The 21,755-nt window shown below is 45.0% G+C and carries 19 protein-coding genes and 1 tRNA gene; 10 read left to right on the top strand and 10 right to left on the bottom strand.

Features of this window, described 5'->3' with window-relative positions; translation table 11 throughout:
- Window positions 1-335: 335 nt before the first annotated feature.
- Window positions 336-701: a winged helix-turn-helix transcriptional regulator gene (locus tag BUB18_RS23980; RefSeq protein WP_073085917.1), complete on the bottom strand. Its 366-nt coding sequence runs from the start codon at window positions 699-701 to the stop codon at window positions 336-338.
- A 120-nt stretch (window positions 702-821) separates the two neighbouring features.
- Here BUB18_RS23980 and BUB18_RS23975 point away from each other — a divergent pair, with 120 nt between their 5' ends.
- Genes BUB18_RS23975 through BUB18_RS23965 form a run of 3 tightly spaced genes read left to right on the top strand, consistent with a single transcriptional unit; the run spans window position 822 to window position 2,844 of the window.
- A complete protein-coding gene (locus BUB18_RS23975; RefSeq protein ID WP_245805731.1) occupies window positions 822-1,868 on the top strand; it encodes an NADP-dependent oxidoreductase in 1,047 nt (348 codons plus the stop codon).
- 1 nt (window position 1,869) lies between these two features.
- Window positions 1,870-2,313, top strand: coding sequence for a nuclear transport factor 2 family protein (locus BUB18_RS23970; RefSeq protein WP_073085915.1), 444 nt, complete (start codon window positions 1,870-1,872; stop codon window positions 2,311-2,313).
- Window positions 2,314-2,337: 24 nt separating this feature from the next.
- The gene (locus BUB18_RS23965; protein WP_073085913.1) at window positions 2,338-2,844 is read left to right on the top strand and encodes a dihydrofolate reductase family protein; all 507 of its coding nucleotides are present in this window, start codon (window positions 2,338-2,340) and stop codon (window positions 2,842-2,844) included.
- A gap of 116 nt (window positions 2,845-2,960) precedes the next feature.
- On the opposite strand, the gene BUB18_RS23960 is transcribed toward BUB18_RS23965, so the two are convergent.
- Complete coding sequence (locus tag BUB18_RS23960; RefSeq protein ID WP_245805730.1) at window positions 2,961-3,584, bottom strand: hypothetical protein; 624 nt, start codon at window positions 3,582-3,584, stop codon at window positions 2,961-2,963.
- A gap of 102 nt (window positions 3,585-3,686) precedes the next feature.
- On the opposite strand from BUB18_RS23960, the gene BUB18_RS23955 reads away from it, so the two are divergent.
- Complete coding sequence (locus BUB18_RS23955; RefSeq protein ID WP_073085911.1) at window positions 3,687-4,577, top strand: winged helix-turn-helix domain-containing protein; 891 nt, start codon at window positions 3,687-3,689, stop codon at window positions 4,575-4,577.
- A gap of 898 nt (window positions 4,578-5,475) precedes the next feature.
- The gene (locus BUB18_RS23950) at window positions 5,476-6,114 is read left to right on the top strand and encodes a hypothetical protein (RefSeq protein WP_073085909.1); all 639 of its coding nucleotides are present in this window, start codon (window positions 5,476-5,478) and stop codon (window positions 6,112-6,114) included.
- 273 nt (window positions 6,115-6,387) lie between these two features.
- Here BUB18_RS23950 and BUB18_RS23945 read toward each other — a convergent pair whose 3' ends face one another.
- From BUB18_RS23945 to BUB18_RS23930, 4 genes are all read right to left on the bottom strand, one after another.
- Window positions 6,388-6,993, bottom strand: coding sequence for an HNH endonuclease domain-containing protein (locus tag BUB18_RS23945; protein WP_073085907.1), 606 nt, complete (start codon window positions 6,991-6,993; stop codon window positions 6,388-6,390).
- A gap of 6 nt (window positions 6,994-6,999) precedes the next feature.
- A complete protein-coding gene (locus tag BUB18_RS23940; RefSeq protein WP_073085905.1) occupies window positions 7,000-8,154 on the bottom strand; it encodes an AAA family ATPase in 1,155 nt (384 codons plus the stop codon).
- 317 nt (window positions 8,155-8,471) lie between these two features.
- Window positions 8,472-8,545 (bottom strand) — tRNA-Pro (locus tag BUB18_RS23935).
- Window positions 8,546-8,619: 74 nt separating this feature from the next.
- Window positions 8,620-11,778, bottom strand: a complete 3,159-nt coding sequence (locus BUB18_RS23930) for a T9SS type B sorting domain-containing protein (RefSeq protein WP_178372198.1) — start codon at window positions 11,776-11,778, stop codon at window positions 8,620-8,622.
- A gap of 197 nt (window positions 11,779-11,975) precedes the next feature.
- Between BUB18_RS23930 and BUB18_RS29740 the strand changes: the two genes are divergently transcribed.
- Window positions 11,976-12,122, top strand: a complete 147-nt coding sequence (locus BUB18_RS29740; protein WP_178372197.1) for a hypothetical protein — start codon at window positions 11,976-11,978, stop codon at window positions 12,120-12,122.
- Between the two features lie 59 nt (window positions 12,123-12,181).
- Here BUB18_RS29740 and BUB18_RS23925 read toward each other — a convergent pair whose 3' ends face one another.
- Both BUB18_RS23925 and BUB18_RS23920 read right to left on the bottom strand, forming a co-directional pair.
- On the bottom strand, window positions 12,182-12,349 hold the full coding sequence (locus BUB18_RS23925) for a phosphatidate cytidylyltransferase (RefSeq protein WP_073086052.1): 168 nt from the start codon (window positions 12,347-12,349) through the stop codon (window positions 12,182-12,184).
- 46 nt (window positions 12,350-12,395) lie between these two features.
- Window positions 12,396-13,643 (bottom strand): hypothetical protein, encoded by a 1,248-nt coding sequence (locus tag BUB18_RS23920; protein ID WP_073085901.1) that lies wholly within the window; start codon window positions 13,641-13,643, stop codon window positions 12,396-12,398.
- Between the two features lie 116 nt (window positions 13,644-13,759).
- Here BUB18_RS23920 and BUB18_RS23915 point away from each other — a divergent pair, with 116 nt between their 5' ends.
- Window positions 13,760-14,836: an NADH:flavin oxidoreductase/NADH oxidase gene (locus tag BUB18_RS23915; protein ID WP_073085899.1), complete on the top strand. Its 1,077-nt coding sequence runs from the start codon at window positions 13,760-13,762 to the stop codon at window positions 14,834-14,836.
- Between the two features lie 69 nt (window positions 14,837-14,905).
- Here the strand turns inward: BUB18_RS23915 and mgrA are convergent, their stop codons facing one another.
- A complete protein-coding gene (mgrA, locus tag BUB18_RS23910; RefSeq protein ID WP_073085897.1) occupies window positions 14,906-15,895 on the bottom strand; it encodes an L-glyceraldehyde 3-phosphate reductase in 990 nt (329 codons plus the stop codon).
- A gap of 52 nt (window positions 15,896-15,947) precedes the next feature.
- Between mgrA and BUB18_RS29880 the strand changes: the two genes are divergently transcribed.
- On the top strand, window positions 15,948-16,769 hold the full coding sequence (locus tag BUB18_RS29880) for a response regulator transcription factor (RefSeq protein ID WP_218588096.1): 822 nt from the start codon (window positions 15,948-15,950) through the stop codon (window positions 16,767-16,769).
- 369 nt (window positions 16,770-17,138) lie between these two features.
- Here the strand turns inward: BUB18_RS29880 and BUB18_RS23900 are convergent, their stop codons facing one another.
- Complete coding sequence (locus BUB18_RS23900; RefSeq protein ID WP_073085895.1) at window positions 17,139-18,050, bottom strand: acyl-CoA desaturase; 912 nt, start codon at window positions 18,048-18,050, stop codon at window positions 17,139-17,141.
- 160 nt (window positions 18,051-18,210) lie between these two features.
- Between BUB18_RS23900 and BUB18_RS23895 the strand changes: the two genes are divergently transcribed.
- Both BUB18_RS23895 and BUB18_RS23890 read left to right on the top strand, forming a co-directional pair.
- Complete coding sequence (locus BUB18_RS23895) at window positions 18,211-18,786, top strand: HdeD family acid-resistance protein (RefSeq protein ID WP_073085893.1); 576 nt, start codon at window positions 18,211-18,213, stop codon at window positions 18,784-18,786.
- Window positions 18,787-19,127: 341 nt separating this feature from the next.
- Window positions 19,128-21,743 (top strand): M1 family metallopeptidase, encoded by a 2,616-nt coding sequence (locus BUB18_RS23890; RefSeq protein WP_073085891.1) that lies wholly within the window; start codon window positions 19,128-19,130, stop codon window positions 21,741-21,743.
- The last annotated feature ends 12 nt before the right edge of the window (window positions 21,744-21,755 follow it).

The following is a 21,755-nucleotide window of genomic DNA, read 5'->3' as shown; positions in this document are numbered from 1 at the left end:
GGAATACAATCTTCTTTTGACCAGGTTATACGTCCTGCGATGGTCAGTAGTTTCAAAAATTTTTCTTGTTCTCACTTGTAAACACTTTTGGTGTTACAAGGCGTCGAGCAGTTTTTTCATGGCAATAAGGATTTTTAATTTAAAAAGTATTTTATGGTTGATAGGTACTTAAAAAGATCACGATAAAAATAAGGGCCTCAGTTAATTAAAGTATTTGGACATTTACAAATTGGGTGTGCAAGATATACTTTAATTCAATCATTCAAAAAAATACGATAAGTAATTCGAATTTCCATACCGTGGTAAAGAATAGACAGATGGCCACTACAACCTTATCAACCTCCTGCCATTTTCGCCTTCTTCCGCTCCGCCTTCATCTGCTCATCCCCCCATTCTTTCAGATACCTGATAAACGGAACAAGTCCTTGCCCTACTTCCGTTAGTGTATACTCCACTTTCGGCGGTACTTCAAGATATACTTTTCGATTGATTAAATGATCACTTTCCAACTCTCTTAATGTTTGCGTCAGCATTTTAGTGGTGATGTCGGGCATGGTCCTGCTCAATTCCCCGTAACGCAAAATCGAATGCTCGTGCAGGTACCATAAAATACGGCCTTTATATTTCCCGCCGATACGTTTAAAGGCATAATCTACCGAGCAGGTAGCCGCTTCCGAACAACTTTTTTCTTTCTTTCTCATTTTTTAAAGTATTGATAATCAACAATACATTACTAATGGTGTGTAGGATACAAATAAGTACATACTTGTCACAAGTATACTACTAATTTACTTTTGTTGCACATTAAAAAACTACAAAAGATGAGCTTAAGTATTGAACAGAAGAGTAGCAGACCAATGGTGATGAAAGCAATCAGACAGCACGAATTCGGAGGCCCTGAAGTACTTCGTTACGAGGATGCTCCGGTGCCTGCACCGAAAAAAGGTGAAGTGCTGGTAAAAGTAAAAGCAATTGGGTTAAATCCACCTGACTGGTACCTGCGGGATGGATATAAAATGTTGCCGCCGGAATGGCAGCCCAAAGTACCTTTCCCTATCATTCTGGGTACAGATATATCAGGCATTATCACCGAAGTAGCCGAAGGGGTGGAAGGATTAGAAGCCGGTGATGAAGTTTATAGCATGGTACGATTTCCGAGTTATGGTGCAAGTCAGGCCTATGCTCAATATGTAAGCGTGCCGGCTTCGGAGATCGCCTTAAAACCTAAAAATGTAGATTTTGTTCAGGCGGCAGCAGCCCCTATGTCCTTACTCACTGCATGGCAGTTTCTGATTGACCAGGGCCACAATGAACCCAATCCGCTTCAGCCCAACCGCCACGAGCCCGTTCCACTGGCAGGAAAGAAAGTATTGGTAAACGGCGCTGCCGGGGGCGTAGGCCATTTTGTAGTGCAGTTGGCTAAATGGAAGGGGGCATATGTAATCGCAGTGGCATCTACAAAACAGGAAAGTATTTTGAGAGAGCTGGGTGCGGATGAATTTATTGATTACACGAAATACTCCGCCAACGAGATAGTCTCTGATGTGGACCTGGTAGTTGATGCAGTCGGTGGCCCCACCACAGGCAGGTTCCTGAAAATACTGAAGAAGGGAGGTGCATTATTTCCAATTTTCCCACTCGGGTTCTCAGGCGCCGCTGAAGCGGAAAAATTGGGTGTAACAGTATCGGCAACGCAAGTACGTTCAAGCGGTCCACAACTTACCGCATTAGCTGAGCTGATAGAGCAGGGCGTTATTAAAACGGTTATTGATAGCGTGTTCCCATTGGAAGCTGCCAGTCAAGCCCATGCCAGAGCAGCCGCAGGTAATATCCAGGGTAAAATAGCACTCACGGTTAATCATATTTAGCATGAATACAAATGAATTAGCGGATAAAATTGCTATTAAGGAACTGGTTGATCGCATATCCATGCTCGCTGATAAAAAAGACTTTGAGCAGCAGGTGCAACTATTCACAGCAGATGCCATTTCAGAAACCATTGCTGATGGCAAAACCATTTTGAAAATTACAGGTCGAAAGGAAATGGCAGCAGCATTTAACCAATTTCTGCAGCAGGTTGAGACAGTTTATCACTTCAATGGTCAGCACGTCATCACACTTAACGGCAACTATGCACAGGGAAAATTGTATTGCTTTATCACCCTCATTAGCAAGGAGGCCGGCAACAAAATAACCACTACCATTGGCGCTACCTATGAGGATGAATATGTACATATCAATCATCAGTGGCTGGTTGCAAAAAGGACTGGCCACTTTGAATGGCAGAAAAAGAATGTTGATGTGGATTTTTAACAAACAATCTCAAATTCAATAATTATGAAAGTAAATTTGATCGCAAATATATCACACAATGGCCAGGTATTACTGGCTGGCAAATCTAATCATAATGTGCCGCAGGAAGCTTTAGGATACTTTTTTCAGCTAACCAACAATATTAAGAGTTTGGTGTTGGGCAGCGCTACTTTCAAGGTACTGGAATCCTTTGGCGGTGCAGAGCAGGTATTTCCCGGGGTTGAGATAGTGGTACTTTCAGCAGGCAACTTCAGCAGCGATAAATATAAAGTCGCCCGCACACCGGAAGAAGCACTTTCTTACTTATCAGAGAAGGGATTCACTGCAACAGTGCTTGGGGGTGGTACCAAAACATACAATGCATTTCTGGAGGCTGGCCTGGTAACGGACATTTTCTTTAACCTGATTCCTGTTATTGTTGGAGATGGAGGGGTAATCGGGGATAAAGACAACTTTGTTACCAGGTTTAAAATAGTGGAGAATAAAATGCTGACGGAGGAGATATTGCAGGTGCAATATGCAGCGGTGTAGGTTGTGAAGATGTAGGACACACGATTATATAATTAAATTTGAATGGCTACCCAAAAATCTTCCGGGTAGCCATATGTTTCCGTTTGATCCATTTCTGATCTAAAATTGAGCATGTGTCAACAGCCGTCACCGTGTGGCACACGTTTATAAATTATTTTACTATCTCGTTCTACATAATCAGCGAATACTATTGGATATGGATACTTGGGTGCGTAGGATACGCCGCGGCTTCTTAAAATTATCTTGTCGTTTACCTTCAGGGTGTGCAGTTGCTGAAATTCATTGTAAGCATTTTCGGCCCCAAAACTAAGAATATAGTCGTTACCCTTAATGCTCACCATCAAGCCGAAGCCTACCCGTGAGCCTGGCGGCAGCGTAAGGGAGGTGACAACAGCCTCCATGTTAGCAGCATCTCTTACCTCTTTACCGATTTTAGCAGCAGCAGATAGTACTTTATTACCTTCGGGTGAAGCCTCCCATTGTTTAAACATTATACCAGCAGGGGTAGTTTCCCATCTTTTCCTTTCTGCTTTTATTTCCTCAGCAGTGTGGGGTTTCGGCGTTGATTTTTTAGCAGTCCCCTTTGTGATATCGTCGTAAGCAAATACCAACCCGCTTATCACCACCAGCGGTAAGATCAGCGCATAAATAGCTTTTTTCATATTTATTGTCGGATTAATTAACCTAGATTTATCTCCTGGTAAACCTGGTCCGTTTGAGGCAGCTTTTTTATTTTCCATATCGTAAAAATTTGATTTCAACGAAATTAACTGCCTGCTTTTCAGCCAGGAAATCTGGATTGTAAATAAAAATGTAACCTTTGTAAATAAATCGTAAAGCATATGCCTGAAAGCCTGAATTTCCTTTCCGGAAGGCGGAAGTACCTGTTTGGTTTGATATTACTTTCGTGTATCTTCATCGTCTGCCTGGCATTTAGCATGAAAAGAAGTGACGATTTTGACATCGCCAGAAGAACAGTTTTACTCCGCCAGATAGGCCATGAACTGCTTTTGCAGTCTGGCGACCGGACATCCAGAGTACTTCCTGTAAAAAAGATCGGAGAGCATGAATACCAGATTAGCTTCGAGCATCCTTTTACTTTTCAACCCGACTCCCTGATAAGTATTACGCAACGCTCATTGTCAAACAATTGGTTAGCAACTGATTATATTGTTAATGTGCTAAACTGTAGCGACGGCAGTGTTGCCTATGGGTTTGCCATTTCAGCAGGTAAAAGAGATAACATCCTGGCATGTAGAGGGAGAAAGCAACCCTCCGCCTGTTATTTGGTGGACATTCAGTTTAAACCGGCGAATGTAAACAATGTAAAAAAGGTATCTCTCATGGGTGGCTTGTCGGTTTTAGCCATCATTGCATTCATTTTCCTGAGGTCTTTTAAGCCGCGAACGATCCTTCCTGAGGCTCCGCAAACTGGTGTGATCGCTTTAGGTGCAATGTTGTTCGATGCAGTCGCCCGCAAGTTGATAATAAACGAAACGACTATAGACCTCACTGCTACGGAAGCGCGGGTACTGCATATTTTCGCATTGTCCCCAAACGAGACAATTGAACGGACCCGATTGCAGAAAGAAATATGGGAAGATGAAGGGGTTATTGTGGGCCGCAGTCTTGATATGTTTATTTCAAAACTCAGGAAAAAGCTGGAGTCAGATCCGAAGGTTAAAATTGTGGTGAAACGGGGTAGGGGGTATAAGTTAGAAGTTAGTGCATAACTGGCTGCCTTCAGGTAAAAACTGTCGAAAAGGGAGGTCGAGAATTAGAATTATTTTAAAGGTGATGAAACAGTTAATAAACATTACCACTCAACATCTGTCCGTGAGATGAAATCGACTTTACAGTGAGTTTTGTACATTATCAAGACATTTAACTTAAGCCACTTGTTGTGGTGACATAGTAACAAAGCATAGGATAATTTTTGTGGAGTATTGCCTATATAATACTAATGTTCTTGCCAATCAAATTTGTGTTACAAGGCATCAAGGAGTTTCTTCATCTTAAATAAGATTTAATGAAAAGAGCCTTACTAAAAGGAAGGCCCTTAATTAAGTCGGAACGGCAATGCGACGCCTCGATATCGTAATTTATTTGATTTAATGCGTTGTTAAAAGAACTTCGTATCTGCTCATGGGATTGAACCTACTGAGCCTAAAGTTTTGAATGCAAGGTCAAAGTTGTATAAAATAATACCCAAAAGATTAGCTCACCTCTTGATAATTTTGAAAGATAAGGATATTTCAAGTTTCGATTTAATCCGATTGCTATTTATGTTATTGTATATGGTTTTTGTTTAATGCAATAGAAAGTATTATTTTGTATTTGGATTTATGGTCTAATTTGTTTCCTTGTCAGCTGAGAAGATAATGTTTGTTGAAGAGAAGTTTGTCCTATATCTTGGAGGGCAATTTCAATGGAATCAAATGCATATAATAACTATAGAAGAGATTTGTGACAACATGGAATATTTAATGGAAATATTGATGGGTTGGTCTCCGCATCAGGAAAATAAATCGTTATCAATGAGTATTTGATATTTTTTATTCTTGATAATTTGTAAAGGATAATATGCAATATATAAAATGATCATTCATTCAGTTTATACATTTCTATACTATGCAAGATCAACCACCAACCAACCGGTTAGAGGAGTTGGAGATAAAGAAAATTGAACATGAAATCCAGCTCCAAGAAATTGAAATTAAAATAAAGCGTGATGCGATAAAGTCAAAATATAGGATTAGTCAATCTTATTTAATCGCAGTTATAGCTGGCTTATTAGGTATAATAGGTTCCTTATTGAATTCTGTAATTCAACATTCCAATGAACGGGATTTAGAAAGGGAAAAGCTAAAGTCGTCCCTAATTCTAAGGGCAATTGAAACAAATGATAGATTTAAAAGTATTGAAAATCTTAGATTCTTGTTGTCGCTGAAATTAATTGCAGATGATAATGGCTTATTAAGAGAAATGCTTAGCGATAGCTCTAAAATTCTAAATATACCAGCTCTTTATGAAAAGAAGAAAGTTACAGTACTTGATTCCTTAAGAACTCCCCAATCCAATGTCGAAGTATTCTATAACCATATTTTTATCGGGAGGACCGATACATTCGGACAAACACTCATTGCAGTTTCGATGAAAGATCTACAATCTGGAGAAATTGAAGTAATGAAAGATGGGATAGAATATGGATACATTGATATAGAAGCAGACAGGATTGGTAATATCATAATCCGTGTTATAAAGAAGTAATTTCATTCGTTCATTTGAGTTCTGAGACTTTAAAATAAACTGTCTACAAGGTTAAAAAAATAAGACCTTTAAACAGTTTTATTGACAATAAAGAACAATTCCACAAAAAATATCCCCTGGTGATCGATTCCTGGCGGCGAAATTGGGAAAAGCTAAGCACCTGTAAGCCTATCTCATAAACTGTATAATTTAATTAGTATATTACTAGCTTGATGCCTTAATGAAAGATAATAATAGAGATGAGTGACCTTATATTTGTCTTTCCTAATCTTCTCACCTATTTAATAATTGTCGAATTTCATTTGTTAGGTCTATTGGAATATTCTCAGAAATCTCATTTTCGGCTATCCGTACCCCTTGATTTTCACTTAAGCATTCAATTTCCTTTCTTTCTAATTCAAAATATGTATAAGTAAAAACCCCTTTATCGGTAAGTGGAACGTATTTAATGTACTTTTTTCCATTGTGAGTAGATGAAAAGTATTCGCAGTGTTGAAAATAGTCTTCTAGGTTTGGATGGCTAATAAGGTACTGATCGGGGTCTATAGGGCTAAGGCGAACCTGATTTATATCTTGGAGAAAATCTGTTCTTTCTTTTTTAATTCTCATGTTACACCGTTTGCACGATACACTTAGATTAAATACATCAAACATAAAGTCACTAAAAATTGATTTAGGTAATATATGCTCGATGTCCATTACCATTCTAAATTCATCTGTGAAATCAGTCCTGCAGTAGCAGCATTGATATGATGTTGTTGTAAGGCAATGATCTTTGATTTTTCTCTTAATGTCTTTCAGTAAATCATTCTCCCAAATGTTACCGCCTAGTTCTATAGCAGCTTGTATTACAAGCCTATCTTCTGCAGTTAGTGGCATTGATATTTATACTTTTTTAATTTTCCTCCCCATAGCAAGTATTCCATTCAAGACCTCTTTTTGTTTTTCGTCATAAGAACTTAAGGAGATTTCATGGATTATAGATTCGAAGTCAGATAGTGAAATGGTACCATCTGCTAATTCATTCAATCTTTTTACTAATAACTCAGATAAGTATCTATTTTCAGGTGTAATGACATCAAAATATTCTTGGTAAATTTCTTCAACATTGTTGGAATCATTATAATGAGGTGAAAATATCCCTTTATCACCTTTATAAATTTTGATTGAATTAGAATATAGTTCAGTACTATTAATTAGTAGAGGAGAATGAGTAGCAATTATTATTTTGGGTTGATACAAGTAAAAAAGCTCACTTATATACTTAATATATTCAACCTGCCATTTAGGATGCAGACTGTTTTCTGGTTCATCAATTAGTATTACTGAGTCATGATTGATAATTCCAGTAATGTAAAGTAATGAAGTAATCATTGTTAGCTCCCCTGAACTAGCTCTGCTAAGTGGTATTGTTTCGTCTTTCCTATATAAGAAAAATTCTACTCGTGTAATTATCTTGTGTTTTCTTAAGTCGGCTTCATATTTAAATAATGTCAGTAAATAAGAATCTCGAATTTGAAGTAGTTCTCTATCATCCACCGTAACCTTTGCCGTTTTGCCATTGTGTCCAAATTGTCTTTGATATTCTTCTAAACAATAAGTGATTTCATCTTTAGCTTTCGGGCTTAATTCCTCATTCTGATTTACCTTCTCAATAGCATTGTATACGTATCCTCTGAGTCTAAAACCAAGTAGTGGCCAAAATCCAACATATACAAGAGTTTTACCTATACTACCAAGCCTTTTCATATCATCTCTTGCTACGACTGCTAAGCAGTTTACAAGTGCTTTTCGTACTATGCTTTTACCTTCAGACGCTTTTAGTGAATAAAATCTTTTATTTTTTATATTGAATTTGTCATGAACAGTGTTCGCAATAGCTATCACTTGTATATTTGAATCAATGTATTCTCGTGCTATGTGATTAAGAAGTGAACTTTTCCCGCTACCATTTTCTCCAATCAAGATAGATATATCATCTTCAGTACGTTTTCTTTCTAATAATTCGTTAGGGATTGCAAAAATTTCAGGAAGGGGCATTCTCAATGCGATTTTTGAAAAATGGATATTAGTTTTAAGCTTTAAATATATTGAATTTCGACTATATTTTAAATGTTATTTCCGCATCAACAAAATCTGCTGCATCTTCTTTATTTGTATGAAGTTTTTGTAGACTATTCCGCTTGCTACATTTTTGTATCTAGGAGCCTCTTACTCACGGGATTACTCGGCAAATACATTGAAATTCGATGAAATAAATTGATATGCGGAAAAAATGAAAAAGCCCGCAGATATTGTATCTGCGGGCTTTTCGGCCTATTCCGTAACAAAGCGTTACAGAATAATTCGGCTTTAAGTCGGGACGACAAGATTCGAACTTGCGACCCCTAGCACCCCATGCTAGTGCGCTACCGGGCTGCGCTACGTCCCGAACTCCGGTGTCAAGGGATGCAAAAGTAGCAATTTTTTGATTTTTACAAAATTATATACCATTTTTTTTATAAGCTATCGCAGAATGGTGATATATCCTTTCACCACCTTACCTCTCGGACCAAACGTCAGCACATAATAATACGTGCCTTCAGCCAGGGAATCGCCCGTCCAGGTGTTGGCGTAGTGCAACTGCCGGTACACCATACGCCCGCTGCGGTCAAAGATCTTCACCTCGTTGTCCGGGTACATATCCAGGTTTTGCACCACCCACCGGTCGTTGATGCCGTCGCCGTTAGGAGTGAGAATGTTGGTGGGTTGCACGATGTCATCCTCTTTGACGGTAACGGTGACCTGTGCCTGCGCGGAGCAGCCATACTGACTCATTCCAGTGACGGTGTAAGTCGTAGTCACCGCCGGGCGAGCCACCGGATCGGCAATGCCGGCATTGCTCAATCCATCAGCCGGCGCCCACTGGTAAGTATCGCCACCACTGGCATGCAGCTGCACGGTAAAGCCTTTGCTGATGGACGCCGTTACAGGCTGTATCTCAATCGCCGGTAGGGCATAGACAGTAATGCTAATGGTATTGCTTGCATTCGTATAGCCGTTCGGATGTGTCGTTTGTAGGCTGTACTGCCCGCTCTTACTCACTTCCAGTGTATTACCGGCGGCTTCTCCTATGGCTTGTCCATCCAGGTACCATTGATATTTTCCGGGAGATGTAGTAGCCAGCGTCACCTTATCTCCTTCGCAAAAATTCATGTTTCCCCTGGCACTAATCACCGGGGCCGGTATATCCTTCACGGTTATGCTCAGCTTCACGGGCACCGCCGCTTCATATTGTGAGTCACCCGGCTGAGTCAGGGTAATAACCGCCGTTCCCGGCTGGCCAACAATAGCAGTGTTGCCATTAAGCGCTATCACCTGCGGGTTGTCGGAAGTCCAGCTAACAGGAAGCCCTGCAGAAGAACTGCCCTGCAGCGCAAACGCCGGATCACCAATCAGTTTATCCGCCACCGGCGTTACCGTCAGCACCTGCTGCCCTTTGTTAACCGTAACGGTTACACGCGCCACTGAATCACGCAGGATACTGTTTGCATCCGGTTGCAAGGTACCGGTAAGCGTATATGTTCCCGGCCTATTCCCGTCATAGCTGCCGGCATTCCATTGCACGGGCACATTAACCACAGCACCATCAGTATACGCCACTGCCACCTGCGGCAATGCCAATGCCGTGAACGCTGTGCCGAAGGAAACGTTCAGGGACGCTGGCGCGCTAATGGTGCTATCTCTTCTCTTCTCCACAACACAGGTTATTACAGGCAACATACCCGCCGGTACACTTACCCAGTCAGGTAAGGTAAGCTTACCCGGCAACTGGTAAGTACCTGCCTGCCTGTTATTGAAGCTATTCACCTCCCAGCTGACCGGAAAATCAGCCACCTGCCCGTCTGTTGTATGTATGGTTAAGGGAGATGGTAAAGCTCCCGCAGGTATGCTTCCCCCAAAAGGCACATGCACCGTTGGCAGTACGGTTTGAACCGCATCTGCCTCCAAAGTTCTCAGGGTAACCCGGAACGACTGCTGCGTAATGTTACCCGCCTCGTCTGTCGCAGTTACATTTACATCCTGCCCCGGCCAGGAAACTGTAATGGGAGCTACCTGTACAGCCAGTTTAGCCGTTACCGTATGATTATCACTGACAGAATAAAATTGATTCACAATAGCAACCGGCGCATTATGAATATCAGCCAGCAGGGTAGTATCGTTCGCGTTAACCACCGGAGCAATGTAATCCGGCAGGCAAGCCATGCTTACATTGGGTAGCCCCCCGAAATTGCTGAAGGTGCTATCGCTGTTCTCCATCGTTATACGCACACTATCCACGGTAGCCGCCATTATCCCAATCTCAAACTGCCGGTTGTTAATTTTGGTAATACCCACAATACTCCCGTTGTGGACAGTAAAATTGGAAGGTACCAACTTCAGCACATCATAGTCGAAACTGAGCTGGTAAGTAACCACCTGGTTTCGTGTAAGCACCGGATCCTTTAATGCCCAGCTACCTGTAACCGGCGGCCCCTGTACTTCATAGGCCCCAATGTCTACCGCATTGCCGATAAACCGGGCATTTCCCGCCAGGTCTTTGCGAATACCACTAATGGACGGTGATACCAATCCCGGCGCATATTCAGCACTGCTTCCCTGATCTATGGCGGGGGAGCCGGCCTGTAAAGAATAATCGCCTGCAACTGCATTCTTAAAAAGTGGATCTCCCTGGAAAATTTTTTTCCCGGGGTTACTCGCAGCATACTGCGTAATGCAATTGCTGAACACGGAATTAGGGTTTGTTCCCATCCATTCGCTCATCTGGCCGGTGTTGGGAGACACGTTATTATAATAAATACAATTTACCGTTCTGTTCAGGAGGTTTAAACTATAAACGCCTGCCGCCGCAATATTATCTGCCATCGTGATATTACTGTAACTGTAAGTTCCGGTAGTATTACTACTATTGTTACTGCAACCTAACAGTATATTGGCGTTGTTTCGCGCTATTAATGAATTGGAAACGGTTACTTCGCTCTTGTAAAAATCGAGCAAGGCAATAAATCCAGTATTGTCAATCACCGTAAGATTGGTAGCTTTGAGTTTACCCTGATTTATAGAAATCGCTCCTGTATGATTGTTGCGGAGTATCACATTGTTCATCGTTAGGTCGCCTCCAGTGGCCACCGTCACCGGGTAATAAAATGAACTATTATATGGCATTACATCCGAGATCGTTAGTCCATCGAGAGTATCCTTATTATTCCCTATGAAAAGCAACAGACCCAGTGAATTATCCGAAGGGTCAGCCGGTGTATTGTTAACATCTGCGGATAATATTGTCGGGTATAATGCAGGATTGCGGTCAGCCATTCCGGGATTGCCTGTAGGTGGGAAACCTCCGTATAAACTCACAGATTTATTAAAAGTAAAAATGCGAAAATGAGGATCGGTATAGCCCTGAATGTTTGTGTCGGACCTGTAGGTGCCCTGCGCCAGGTAAATGCTGGTCTGCGTACCCTTATTAGCCTCCAGCATCGCTTCCTTTAAGGTTTGATAAGCCCCGGCCCACGACTTTCCATCACCACTTTTGGGGACATTCGCATTTACATAAACGGTATTTTGGCATAACGCTACCGAATACACGAAAAATAATAGCAATAGTAATAGTAATCTTTTCATGGTCATAGATATTGGGGCCGGAGTCCGGCTACTGTCCATATTGTGAATGCTTGCGTGGCAAGCACTTTGCCATAAAGATCGGCAAGTATAAGGGGAGAAATGTATATGTTTTTTCCGTTTTTTTAAGCTAAAAACAGCTTTGGAAGATAAGGTGGAATCACTTTTGCATAACTAATCCTGAATCAAATTGGCTTTATATGAAAAAGTTAGTCTTTATCATGACCATGGCTGTTTTGTCTATCGTTGCGGCTTGTGTACCACCCAGGCGCCCGCCAACACCACCCCGGCCACCAAAGCCGCCGCATGCCATGATAATGGTGCCGCATGCCGGTTTTAATGTATAAAAGAGAAGCCGGAGCTTTATTTAAAGGCTCCGGCTTCTTTCATTATGTTACACATACAGCTAATCCCGGTTCATTCCTCTGGAAATCAGCCATACAATGAGGCCCAATACTACTGCCACCGCTATAATGCCCGTCCATACCCCGGCTTTGAAAATACCTCCGATCAGCTCGCAGCTGCTTAAAAACAATAGGGAGGCCACGGCTACCGTATAAACTATACTTTTCATAGTGATATGTTTGGTTCTGATAACCATAACGCATTTTCTATGCCGCCTACTTATTTATAGGATACTCATTTTGCCAGCTGAAGATATGCCGCGGGAGTAAAAAGCCTGATAAATCAACCGCTTCGGCGTGTAATAGCACGGTATCCTGCCCCTTTATGGAGGTCAGCAGGTAATTCCGCTCACCGCTCAACTGATAAGAGAATTCCACAATATTGGGTCCGCCTGTAAGAAAAATTACACGTTTTGCCGTATCCGTGCGATAGTTTAACCATATAGGGTCCTGACCCGTCAAAGTCACCATCGCCCGATGCCCCTTATCGAGGTATAATTTTTCCCAGTTAATGTACTGGTAGCTCCGCAGGCCACCGGTTCCCGGCTGCGAAATACGGTAAATGCCATACAGGGGCTGCTTTTGCTGCATCTGTTCCATCCGATGGGCCATATGCCGGGCATCCATTGCCATCGTCACCAAAATAACGCCTGTTATAATGCTTTTTATAGTGAGATGGAAAACACGGCCCTTTCGGGTGGCATAGGCCGGTTTCAGGTCCTTTCGTGGCGCTGCTGCCTCGCCACTGATGAAAAACTGTATCAGCCTTCCCAGCTCCGGCGATGCCAGGAACAACGCATATAAAATCAGGTGCAGGGATAATAATTTTACCGGGATGTTATAGAAAATATTCAACGCAAATACGTTTACCATCACGGTAAGCGTCAGCAATGCGCCCAGCAGGGCAGTTCTCCTGAAAAGCAATAACAGTGCGGGTATCACTTCTGCCAGTCCCATAAAAATATTATACCCGCGCGAATACCCGAAGAAATTCCAGGCCAGCCCCATCGGGGAGGAATAGCCCAGTGGCTTATCCAGTTGATATAGGGAGATGTCAGTGAATTGCTGGTTAGTGATCTTGCTGACACCATAATTCAGCAGGGTAAGTGCCAGTGAATACCGGATGATTACCGTTATCCAATAGGTGGCGGTGCTGTTCCATCCGCGCTTGCGTGCCCGCACTACCCGGATGCCGGAAATCATCAACGCTATCAGCAGGGTGGTAAACACCGTGGCATACATGAACTTTGTATCTCCGCTTCCGTTTACCAGTGCACCAATCGTATAGCCGCTCCCGTAAAGCCATTTGCCGGTAATGGCAATCAGCGCCCGCCAGGCCTCCCCAACGCCGAAGCCCTGCAGGGCACACACCAGGGAAATCACCATAAACAGCAGCAGATAAGTTTCAAAAAAACGATAGACCAGCGAATCCGTAACAGGCTTACGGAATAATGAGTGTTGCATGATTAGAGTTATAATCCAACCAATTTAAGGCACCGGGTGTTAACGTTTTGTTGTCTTTGGTCTTAACTTACCATGAAGTACCTTTAATTAACACAATTCTACAAACCAGCACACCAATGATTCATCTTTTTCAACCGCTTCAGTTGCGCGCCGTCACTTTGAAAAACCGCATTGCCGTTTCTCCTATGTGCGAGTATTCCGCTGAAGATGGCTTCGCAAACGACTGGCATTTAGTACACCTTGGCAGCAGGGCCGTAGGGGGCGCAGGACTCGTACTCACAGAAGCAGTCGCCGTTTCCCCGGAAGGCCGCATCTCCCCGCAGGACCTGGGCATCTGGAAGGAAGAACACCTGACCATGCTGCTGCGCATTACCCAATTTATTAAATCACAGGGAGCTGTTGCCGGCATCCAGCTCGGCCACGCCGGCCGCAAAGCCAGTACCTACCGCCCCTGGGAAGGGCATAAGGAAGTACCGGCGGATAAAGGAGGCTGGACAGCAGTAGCCCCCAGCGCCATTCCGTTTAACGACGTATATCCGTTACCGGAAGCACTTACCAAAGAAGGTATCAAAAAAGTAATTGCAGATTTTGCTACCGCAACGGAAAGGGCTGTCCGCGCAGGCTTTGAAGTAATAGAAATTCACGCGGCCCACGGCTACCTGCTGCATAACTTCCTTTCCCCCATCAGCAACGAACGCACGGACGAATATGGCGGCACATTCGAAAACAGAATCCGCCTGCTCCTGGAAGTAACGGACGCTGTCAGAACCGTACTGCCGGCACAATACCCGCTGCTGGTACGCATCTCCGCTACCGACTGGGCCGAAGGCGGCTGGAACGAAGAGGAATCTGTAGCACTCGCCCGCATCCTGAAAGACAGGGGAGTGGACCTGATAGATACCAGCACCGGCGGACTCGCACACCACCAGAAAATTCCGGTAGGTCCGTTATACCAGGTGCCATTCGCAGATAAGATCCGCAAGGAAGCAGGTATCGCCACTGGTGCGGTAGGACTCATCACCACCCCGGAAGAAGCCAATGCCATCATCGCTGATGGCCAGGCAGACCTTGTGCTGATGGCAAGGGAACTGCTCCGTGATCCGTATTTTCCTATGCACGCAGCCACAGCACTTGGATACCATGATATGCCATGGCCCATCCAGTATGTGCGCGCTAAACGCACTCCCAGATAAAATTACCAGGGGCTGGACCGACGGCCCAGCCCCTGGCGTAATTAATCGTCCGACGAAGGCGGATGTTTATTACGCTAAAATTTCTTCAATCAACGCCAACTCCGCCTGCGAAAACGCTCTATTCCGCAACGCCACCAGGTTATCATCCAGCTGCGCGGTAGAACTCGCACCAATCAACACCGTTGTAACCCGCGAATCTTTCAATACCCACGCCAGCGCCATTTGTGCCAGCGTTTGGCCACGCTGTACCGCCAGCTGATTTAAACGGGTAATTTTTTCCAGCTTCTCCGCCGTAATATCCTGCGCCTTCAAAAAGCCACCCTTGCTGGCCCTGCTGCCATCAGGAATACCCTGCAGGTATTTGTTGGTTAGCAGCCCCTGCGCAAGCGGAGAAAACGGAATACATCCCACTCCGTTGGCTTCCAGTACATCCAGCAGCCCTTCCTCCACCCAGCGTACGAACATACTGTATTTAGGCTGGTGAATTAAACACGGGGTGCCCAACTCCCGCAGCACTTTCACGGCCACAGCCGTTTGCTCCGCCGTGTAATTAGAAAGCCCTACATACAATGCCTTGCCCTGCTGCACGATGCTATGCAGCGCACCCATCGTTTCTTCAATTGGCGTCGCCGGATCCGGCCGGTGAGAATAAAAAATATCGACATATTCCAGCTGCATACGCTGTAAGCTCTGGTCCAGACTCGAAATAAGGTATTTACGGCTGCCATGGTCCCCATATGGGCCCGGCCACATGGTATAGCCAGCCTTGGTAGAAATGATCATTTCATCCCTTAAATGGCCGCTAAAATCCTTTTTAAGGATACGGCCAAAGTTTTCCTCCGCACTGCCGGGAATCGGGCCGTAATTATTTGCCAGATCGAAATGTGTAATGCCATTGTCAAACGCATGACGAATGATCGCACGCCCGTTATCAAAATTGTCAATTGAGCCGAAGTTGTGCCAAAGCCCCAGAGAGATGGCAGGCAACAGCAAACCGCTTTTCCCGCAGCGCTGGTAGGTCATATCCTGGTATCTCGCCGGATGTGGGGTGTATGTCATCTTATCGTGGTTTTTTGACAAGATAAATGAAATATGATATAAATAAGTTAAATTGAGTGAGTTACTGTCCCTGAACTATTCTATTGGCGAACTATCTATTTTCAACCTACAGCAACTGTCTATGGAGCATATTGCTACCACTGGGATTATCTCGGTCAACCTATACGAAAAAAGTAAGGTCATTTGTACCTCCTGGAATACCTGCGAAACAGCAGAAGAATACATCACCGGTATTAAAGATTTTCACGCACTTTACTGGAAGGTTAAACCCAAACATACCCTTTGGTATAATGAGAATTGTAGTTTTGATATTCCCGCTGACCTGCAGGCCTGGACAGACTCCTTTCTCAACGCCTCCGCGGTAAATGCGGGATTTGACGGGAAGGTGGCCATCGTAATCGGCGACAATATGCTGCACCTGCTGTCGCTGGCCAGCCTGTTCGAAGAAAGTACCACCAACCTGGCCCCCCGCTTCTTCCGGCACCGGGAGGAGGCACTGCCCTGGCTGGAAAAGAAATCAAAATTACAGCCCGTATCACCGCCTACCATCAAAGTAAAAAGCCTGATGGACGGGAAGTCAGAAATCAGCCTGGAAATCAATAGTGAAGCACTCAACGAATACATCTTCCTGCTCAACCGCCTCCTCAAAAGCTCGATTTTTAAAATGCAACATGCCGAGCAGTTCATCCGTCTCTCTGCCCGCGAAAAAGAGGTGTTCCAGCAGATAGTGCGGGGTGCCACGAACCCGGCTATCGCAAAGGCCCTTTTTATCTCCATAGACACCGTAAAAACACACCGCAAAAATATAATGCAGAAACTCCGCTGCCGCAATGTACAGGAGCTGTTACAGTACTCCATTTTTGTGCAGGTATAGGGGTGAAAAATCACCCCGGAAGGGTATTGTTACACTCGATTAGTTGATGCATATTGCAGTTGTAAATCAATCTCAACCAATTATTCTGATCGCAAAAAATATTATCGCCGGCCATACAAGGTGGCCGCCATCCCAACGAACTATTTTATCTGTTTAAATTCTTATATCCACCTGGGATCATTGGGATCTCCTTTCGCCAATTAAATAATTCACGTTAGTAAATGCATGCATACTGCTATGGCAGCATGTCGTGGAAAATCATTAATCGTGTAGTGTATTTAATAGGTTAACCTCAATGTCTAATAAGCAGAAACAAAAAGGTCGTCGCGGATAACCGTGACGACCTCTTTTTTATTCGTTATGCGGAAACTATGCTCTTACCTCGTTGGCAGGAGTTCCATCTTTTACCTGATTAATTTTATTGCTCTCCCTCACTTTCGCCGGTACCGGACGGATTTCCCATACGATTCCAAACCAGCTCAGTGTTTTTAACACATAATAGGAGATATCCACTTCCCACCAATAGAAACCCTGGCGTGCAGAGCTCTGATAGTAGTGGTGGTTGTTGTGCCATCCTTCACCCAGGGTGATCAGCGCCAGCCATACACTGTTGCGGGATTGGTCGCCGGTTTTGTAACGCTGGTTACCAATTTTGTGCATCAGGGAGTTGATGGTGAATGTACCGTGGTACAGGAAAATAGTGCTGGCAAAGAAACCAATGAACAGGGTAGATAAACCGGCGCTCCAGTCGAACCAACCGGTACCGTTTACTTTATTACCTACAAAATACACGGCAATAGCCAGAATTACAGCAGGCACCATATGCCATTTATTTAACCAGAACAGTTCCTTCGCTTTGTGATCCTTAATCAGATCCCAACGGGTAGGTTTATATTCAGGGCCCATGATCCAGCCGATATGTGCATACCAGATACCATAAATATTGGCAGAATGCGGATCTTCAGGCGTGTCACTGTGCTTGTGGTGAATGCGGTGATTGGCTGACCACCATAAAGCGCCTTTCTGCAGACTGCTCTGCGCACCACCAGCCAGGATAAACTGAAAGAATCGCGACGTTTTGAATGCGCGATGCGAGAAATAACGGTGATAGCCCGCCGTCACAAAAAACATACGCACTACGTACAGTGCCGCGCACAAAATCCAGTCAAATGCTGTTGTGCCGGTAAAAAATGCAAGAAAGGGCACCAAATGTATGCCCAGGAAATCTACTTGAGCCCACCAGTTCGGCCGTGCTCTCTGTTGCTTAATCGCCTTGTTCATCTCACAAAGATAGTTTCCAGAATTTGTTATAAATATGATTTAAATCAGATCGCGCAAAGTTAATCTATTTAGGCTTGTGGTTACCCTCCGGCTGAACATTTTACATTATGATGTGTTAGGGTTGTATCAGGAAACTATGTTTTAATTAAATATTTATCTTATGTCTAACCTCTTCAACGCGATCAGAAGTAATGTAAAGTACTGGTGGCTGTACCTGGTAAACGGGATCATTTTCCTCATCGCCGGGTTCGTGGTGTTCTCCAACCCGTTCAGCAGCTATGTACTGCTCAGTATATTCTTTGCCGTTACCCTGTTTGTATCCGGTTTTGCGGAAATTATCTTCGCGGTAAGCAACCGCCAACATATGTACGGTTGGGGATGGTCACTGGCCTCCGGTATTATCGATCTCGTAGTGGGGCTGCTGCTAATGATCTACCCTTCCGTTAGCATGGCCGTAATCCCCATTTTTCTCGGCTTCTGGTTCCTGTTTCGCGGTATCAGCCTGATCGTGTTTTCCATCCAGCTCAGCATGGAAAAAATTCCAAACTGGGGCTGGCTGCTCGTAGGAGGAATCATCCTCATCATGCTCGCTGTATTTATACTCGATAATCCCGCCCTGGGTGTAGCCACTATCCTTGGAATCGTTGCCGCTTCTTTCTGGATGGCAGGCGTGCTCGCCATCATCTTCGCCTTCCGGCTGCGTCATGTGAAAAAGGAGTTTAAGAAATTAGTATGATTGTTTTCTCACAATGTATAAGAATTAGCGAAGGGGCCTTCGGCGCCCCTGGCGATCTTTTTTCCTCGCAAAGCAGCATAAGCAGGTAAGCAGCCAAGGATTGTGTTTTGTTGTTAAAATCGTTTAGGGGTCCACCGAAGGTGGACCCCTAAACGATTTGGGAGAGACCTTCGGTCTCTCCCAAATCAAACAAAATTATTGGAACAAACTGTAGGTCTTACCTGCTTACCTGCTTATGCTGCTTTGCGAGAAAAAAAGACAAAACAAAATCCTTACACCTCTTTGCTTGAAAAACCCGCGTCCTTCGTATATTTAGTTTCTATCAATCATCAACCGCATACATGACAGTGAAATACCCGCTTACGCTTTTGCTGCTGGCAGCCAGCGCCGCAGCCTCCGCACAGTCGCCAGCTTATGACCATCGCCAGGCATTCGCCCCCCTGTTTTATACATCCAATGGCAACGAATACCGCGCGGCCGACGGTACACCAGGCCCACGCTACTGGCAAAACGCGGCCGACTACAATATCGACGCCTCCCTGGATACGGTCAGCCACCGCATTACCGGCACTGTTACCATTACCTACCGTAACAACAGCCCCCAGGCATTGCCCTTCCTCTGGCTACAACTGGATCAGCAGCACTTCCGGGAAGACTCCCGCGGTACCGCCACCATTCCCGGCGGCAACGCACGCTTTTCAAATAAAGAGTATACCAAAGGCTTTGAACTCAGCGCCGTAAAAGTGACGCAGGGAAACAAGCAGTCGAATGCAGACTATATCACCACCGATACCCGCCTGCAGGTGCGACTCGCAGAACCCCTGAAGTCCGGCGCCAGCCTGCAACTTAAAATAGACTACGCATACACCATCCCGCAATACGGCATCGACCGCACCAGCCGCATGAAATCCCGCAACGGCTGGGTGTACGAAATCGCCCAATGGTATCCGCGCATGGCCGTATACGATGATGTGCTGGGATGGAATAACCTGCCCTACCTCGGCGGCGGTGAATTTTACCTGGAATATGGCGACTTCACCTACAGCATCACCGCTCCGGCCAATATGATTGTAGCCGGTTCGGGCGAACTCACCAACCCCGGCCAGGCATTGTCCGCCAAAGAACAGGCGCAGCTTACCGCCGCTAAAAACAGCGATAAAACGGTGTTTATACGCGACAGCCTCGCCATGAAAAATACCACGGCTACGGGTACACGCACCTGGCGCTTCTCCTGCAAAAACGCCCGCGACGTAGCCTGGGCCGCCTCCGCAGCATTTATCTGGGATGCAGCCCGCATCAACCTGCCGGGAAATAAAAAAGCCCTGGCACAATCCGTATATATCGCTGAAAATTCCGGTAGCAGTGGCTGGGCAAGGTCCACCGAATACGTAAAAGGCTGTATCGAACATTACTCCGAAAAATGGTATCCCTACACCTACCCGGTAGCTACCAACGTAGCCGGTATGGTAGGAGGTATGGAATACCCCGGCATCGTGTTCTGCTCCTACAGGTCCAGTAATGGCGGCCTATGGGGCGTAACCAATCACGAATTCGGACACAACTGGTTCCCCATGATCGTTGGCTCCAACGAACGCAAATACGCCTGGATGGATGAAGGCTTCAATACCTTTATCAACGGCATCGCCACACAGAATTTTAATAACGGCGAATACTATACGAAATCATCGGTGCAGCAACAGGCCCCCAGGATGTTCTCCAAATTTGAAGAGCCACTGATGAATACGCCGGATGTGATCGGTCTTAACTATATTGGTATCGCAGGTTACTATAAACCCGCTATGGGACTCAACCTCCTGCGGAACGTTATCCTCGGAAACGACCGGTTCGACTACGCCTTCCGCAAGTATATCGATGCATGGGCATTCAAACACCCTACGCCATACGACTTCTTCAGAAGCATGGAAAATGGCAGCGGCGAAGACCTCAGCTGGTTCTGGCGAGGATGGTTCTTCAACAACTGGAAGCTGGATCAGGGCATAGAAAAAGTAGCTTACCGGAACGACGACCCGTCGAAAGGCGCGCTCATCACCATCCGTAATTACAACCAGCTGCCGATGCCGGTAATTGTTGCCATTACGCAGGCCAACGGTAAAACCGATACCGTTCAACTCCCGGTGGAAATATGGCAGCGAGGCGACACCTGGACGTTTTCCTACCCCTCCGCCACGAAACTGGTAAAAGTACAGCTGGACCCCGAAGGGCAGCTCCCGGATCTCAACCTGAAAAATAATACCTGGGAAGAAGTAGCCGAAAAGCCGGTAAGCGCGGGCACTACGGCCACTTCCGTGCTACAGCAGTATGAAAAGGCCGTGGCTGGAAACAAACATTTGTCAGACCTCAAAGACCTGTCGTTGAATACCATTGCAGATGCGGATGGTACGGAATGGGACATCGTGATACGTGCCATACAGCCGGATAAATTCTACAAAGAAGTATTTATTCCCGCAATCAATAAAACCGTTTTTGTGCTGAAGGCAGCAGGCGACTCCTTCTACTGCGAGCGAAATGGGAAGGAAACAATACTGACGGCCGCCGAAAAGGCTTCGGAGGCGGATAAAAACCGGATTTTTCCGGAGGCCTGGTACCTCTCGCACCCCGATGAGGTGAAAATGGAACTGGCCCCGGAAACAGCCATGGTCAATGGTGTAGAAACAAATGTCGTAACCGTGGCCACTACCAACGGCACTATTTTTAAATCCTTTTACGATGCTAAAACTGGACTCAAACTCAGGACCATTCAACTGCCTGCGCAGGAATCCGAAAGCCCGGAAATACAAACGGACTACTCAGTCTATAAAGCCGTAAACGGCTTCCAGCTGCCATTCCAGCAGGTGACCATGATCAATGGTATGCAGCAGCGGCAACAGGTAAAAGAGGCACTGGTAAATACACACCTCACCAAACAACAGCTTTTCAAAAAGACCTTTCAACCATAGCAGCGAAGCCAT

It is taken from the genome of Chitinophaga jiangningensis (assembly GCF_900142605.1).
Taxonomy (GTDB): Bacteria; Bacteroidota; Bacteroidia; order Chitinophagales; family Chitinophagaceae; genus Chitinophaga; species Chitinophaga jiangningensis.
Note: the sequence above shows the minus strand (reverse complement) of the source record. Positions and strands in the feature narration are given on the sequence as shown.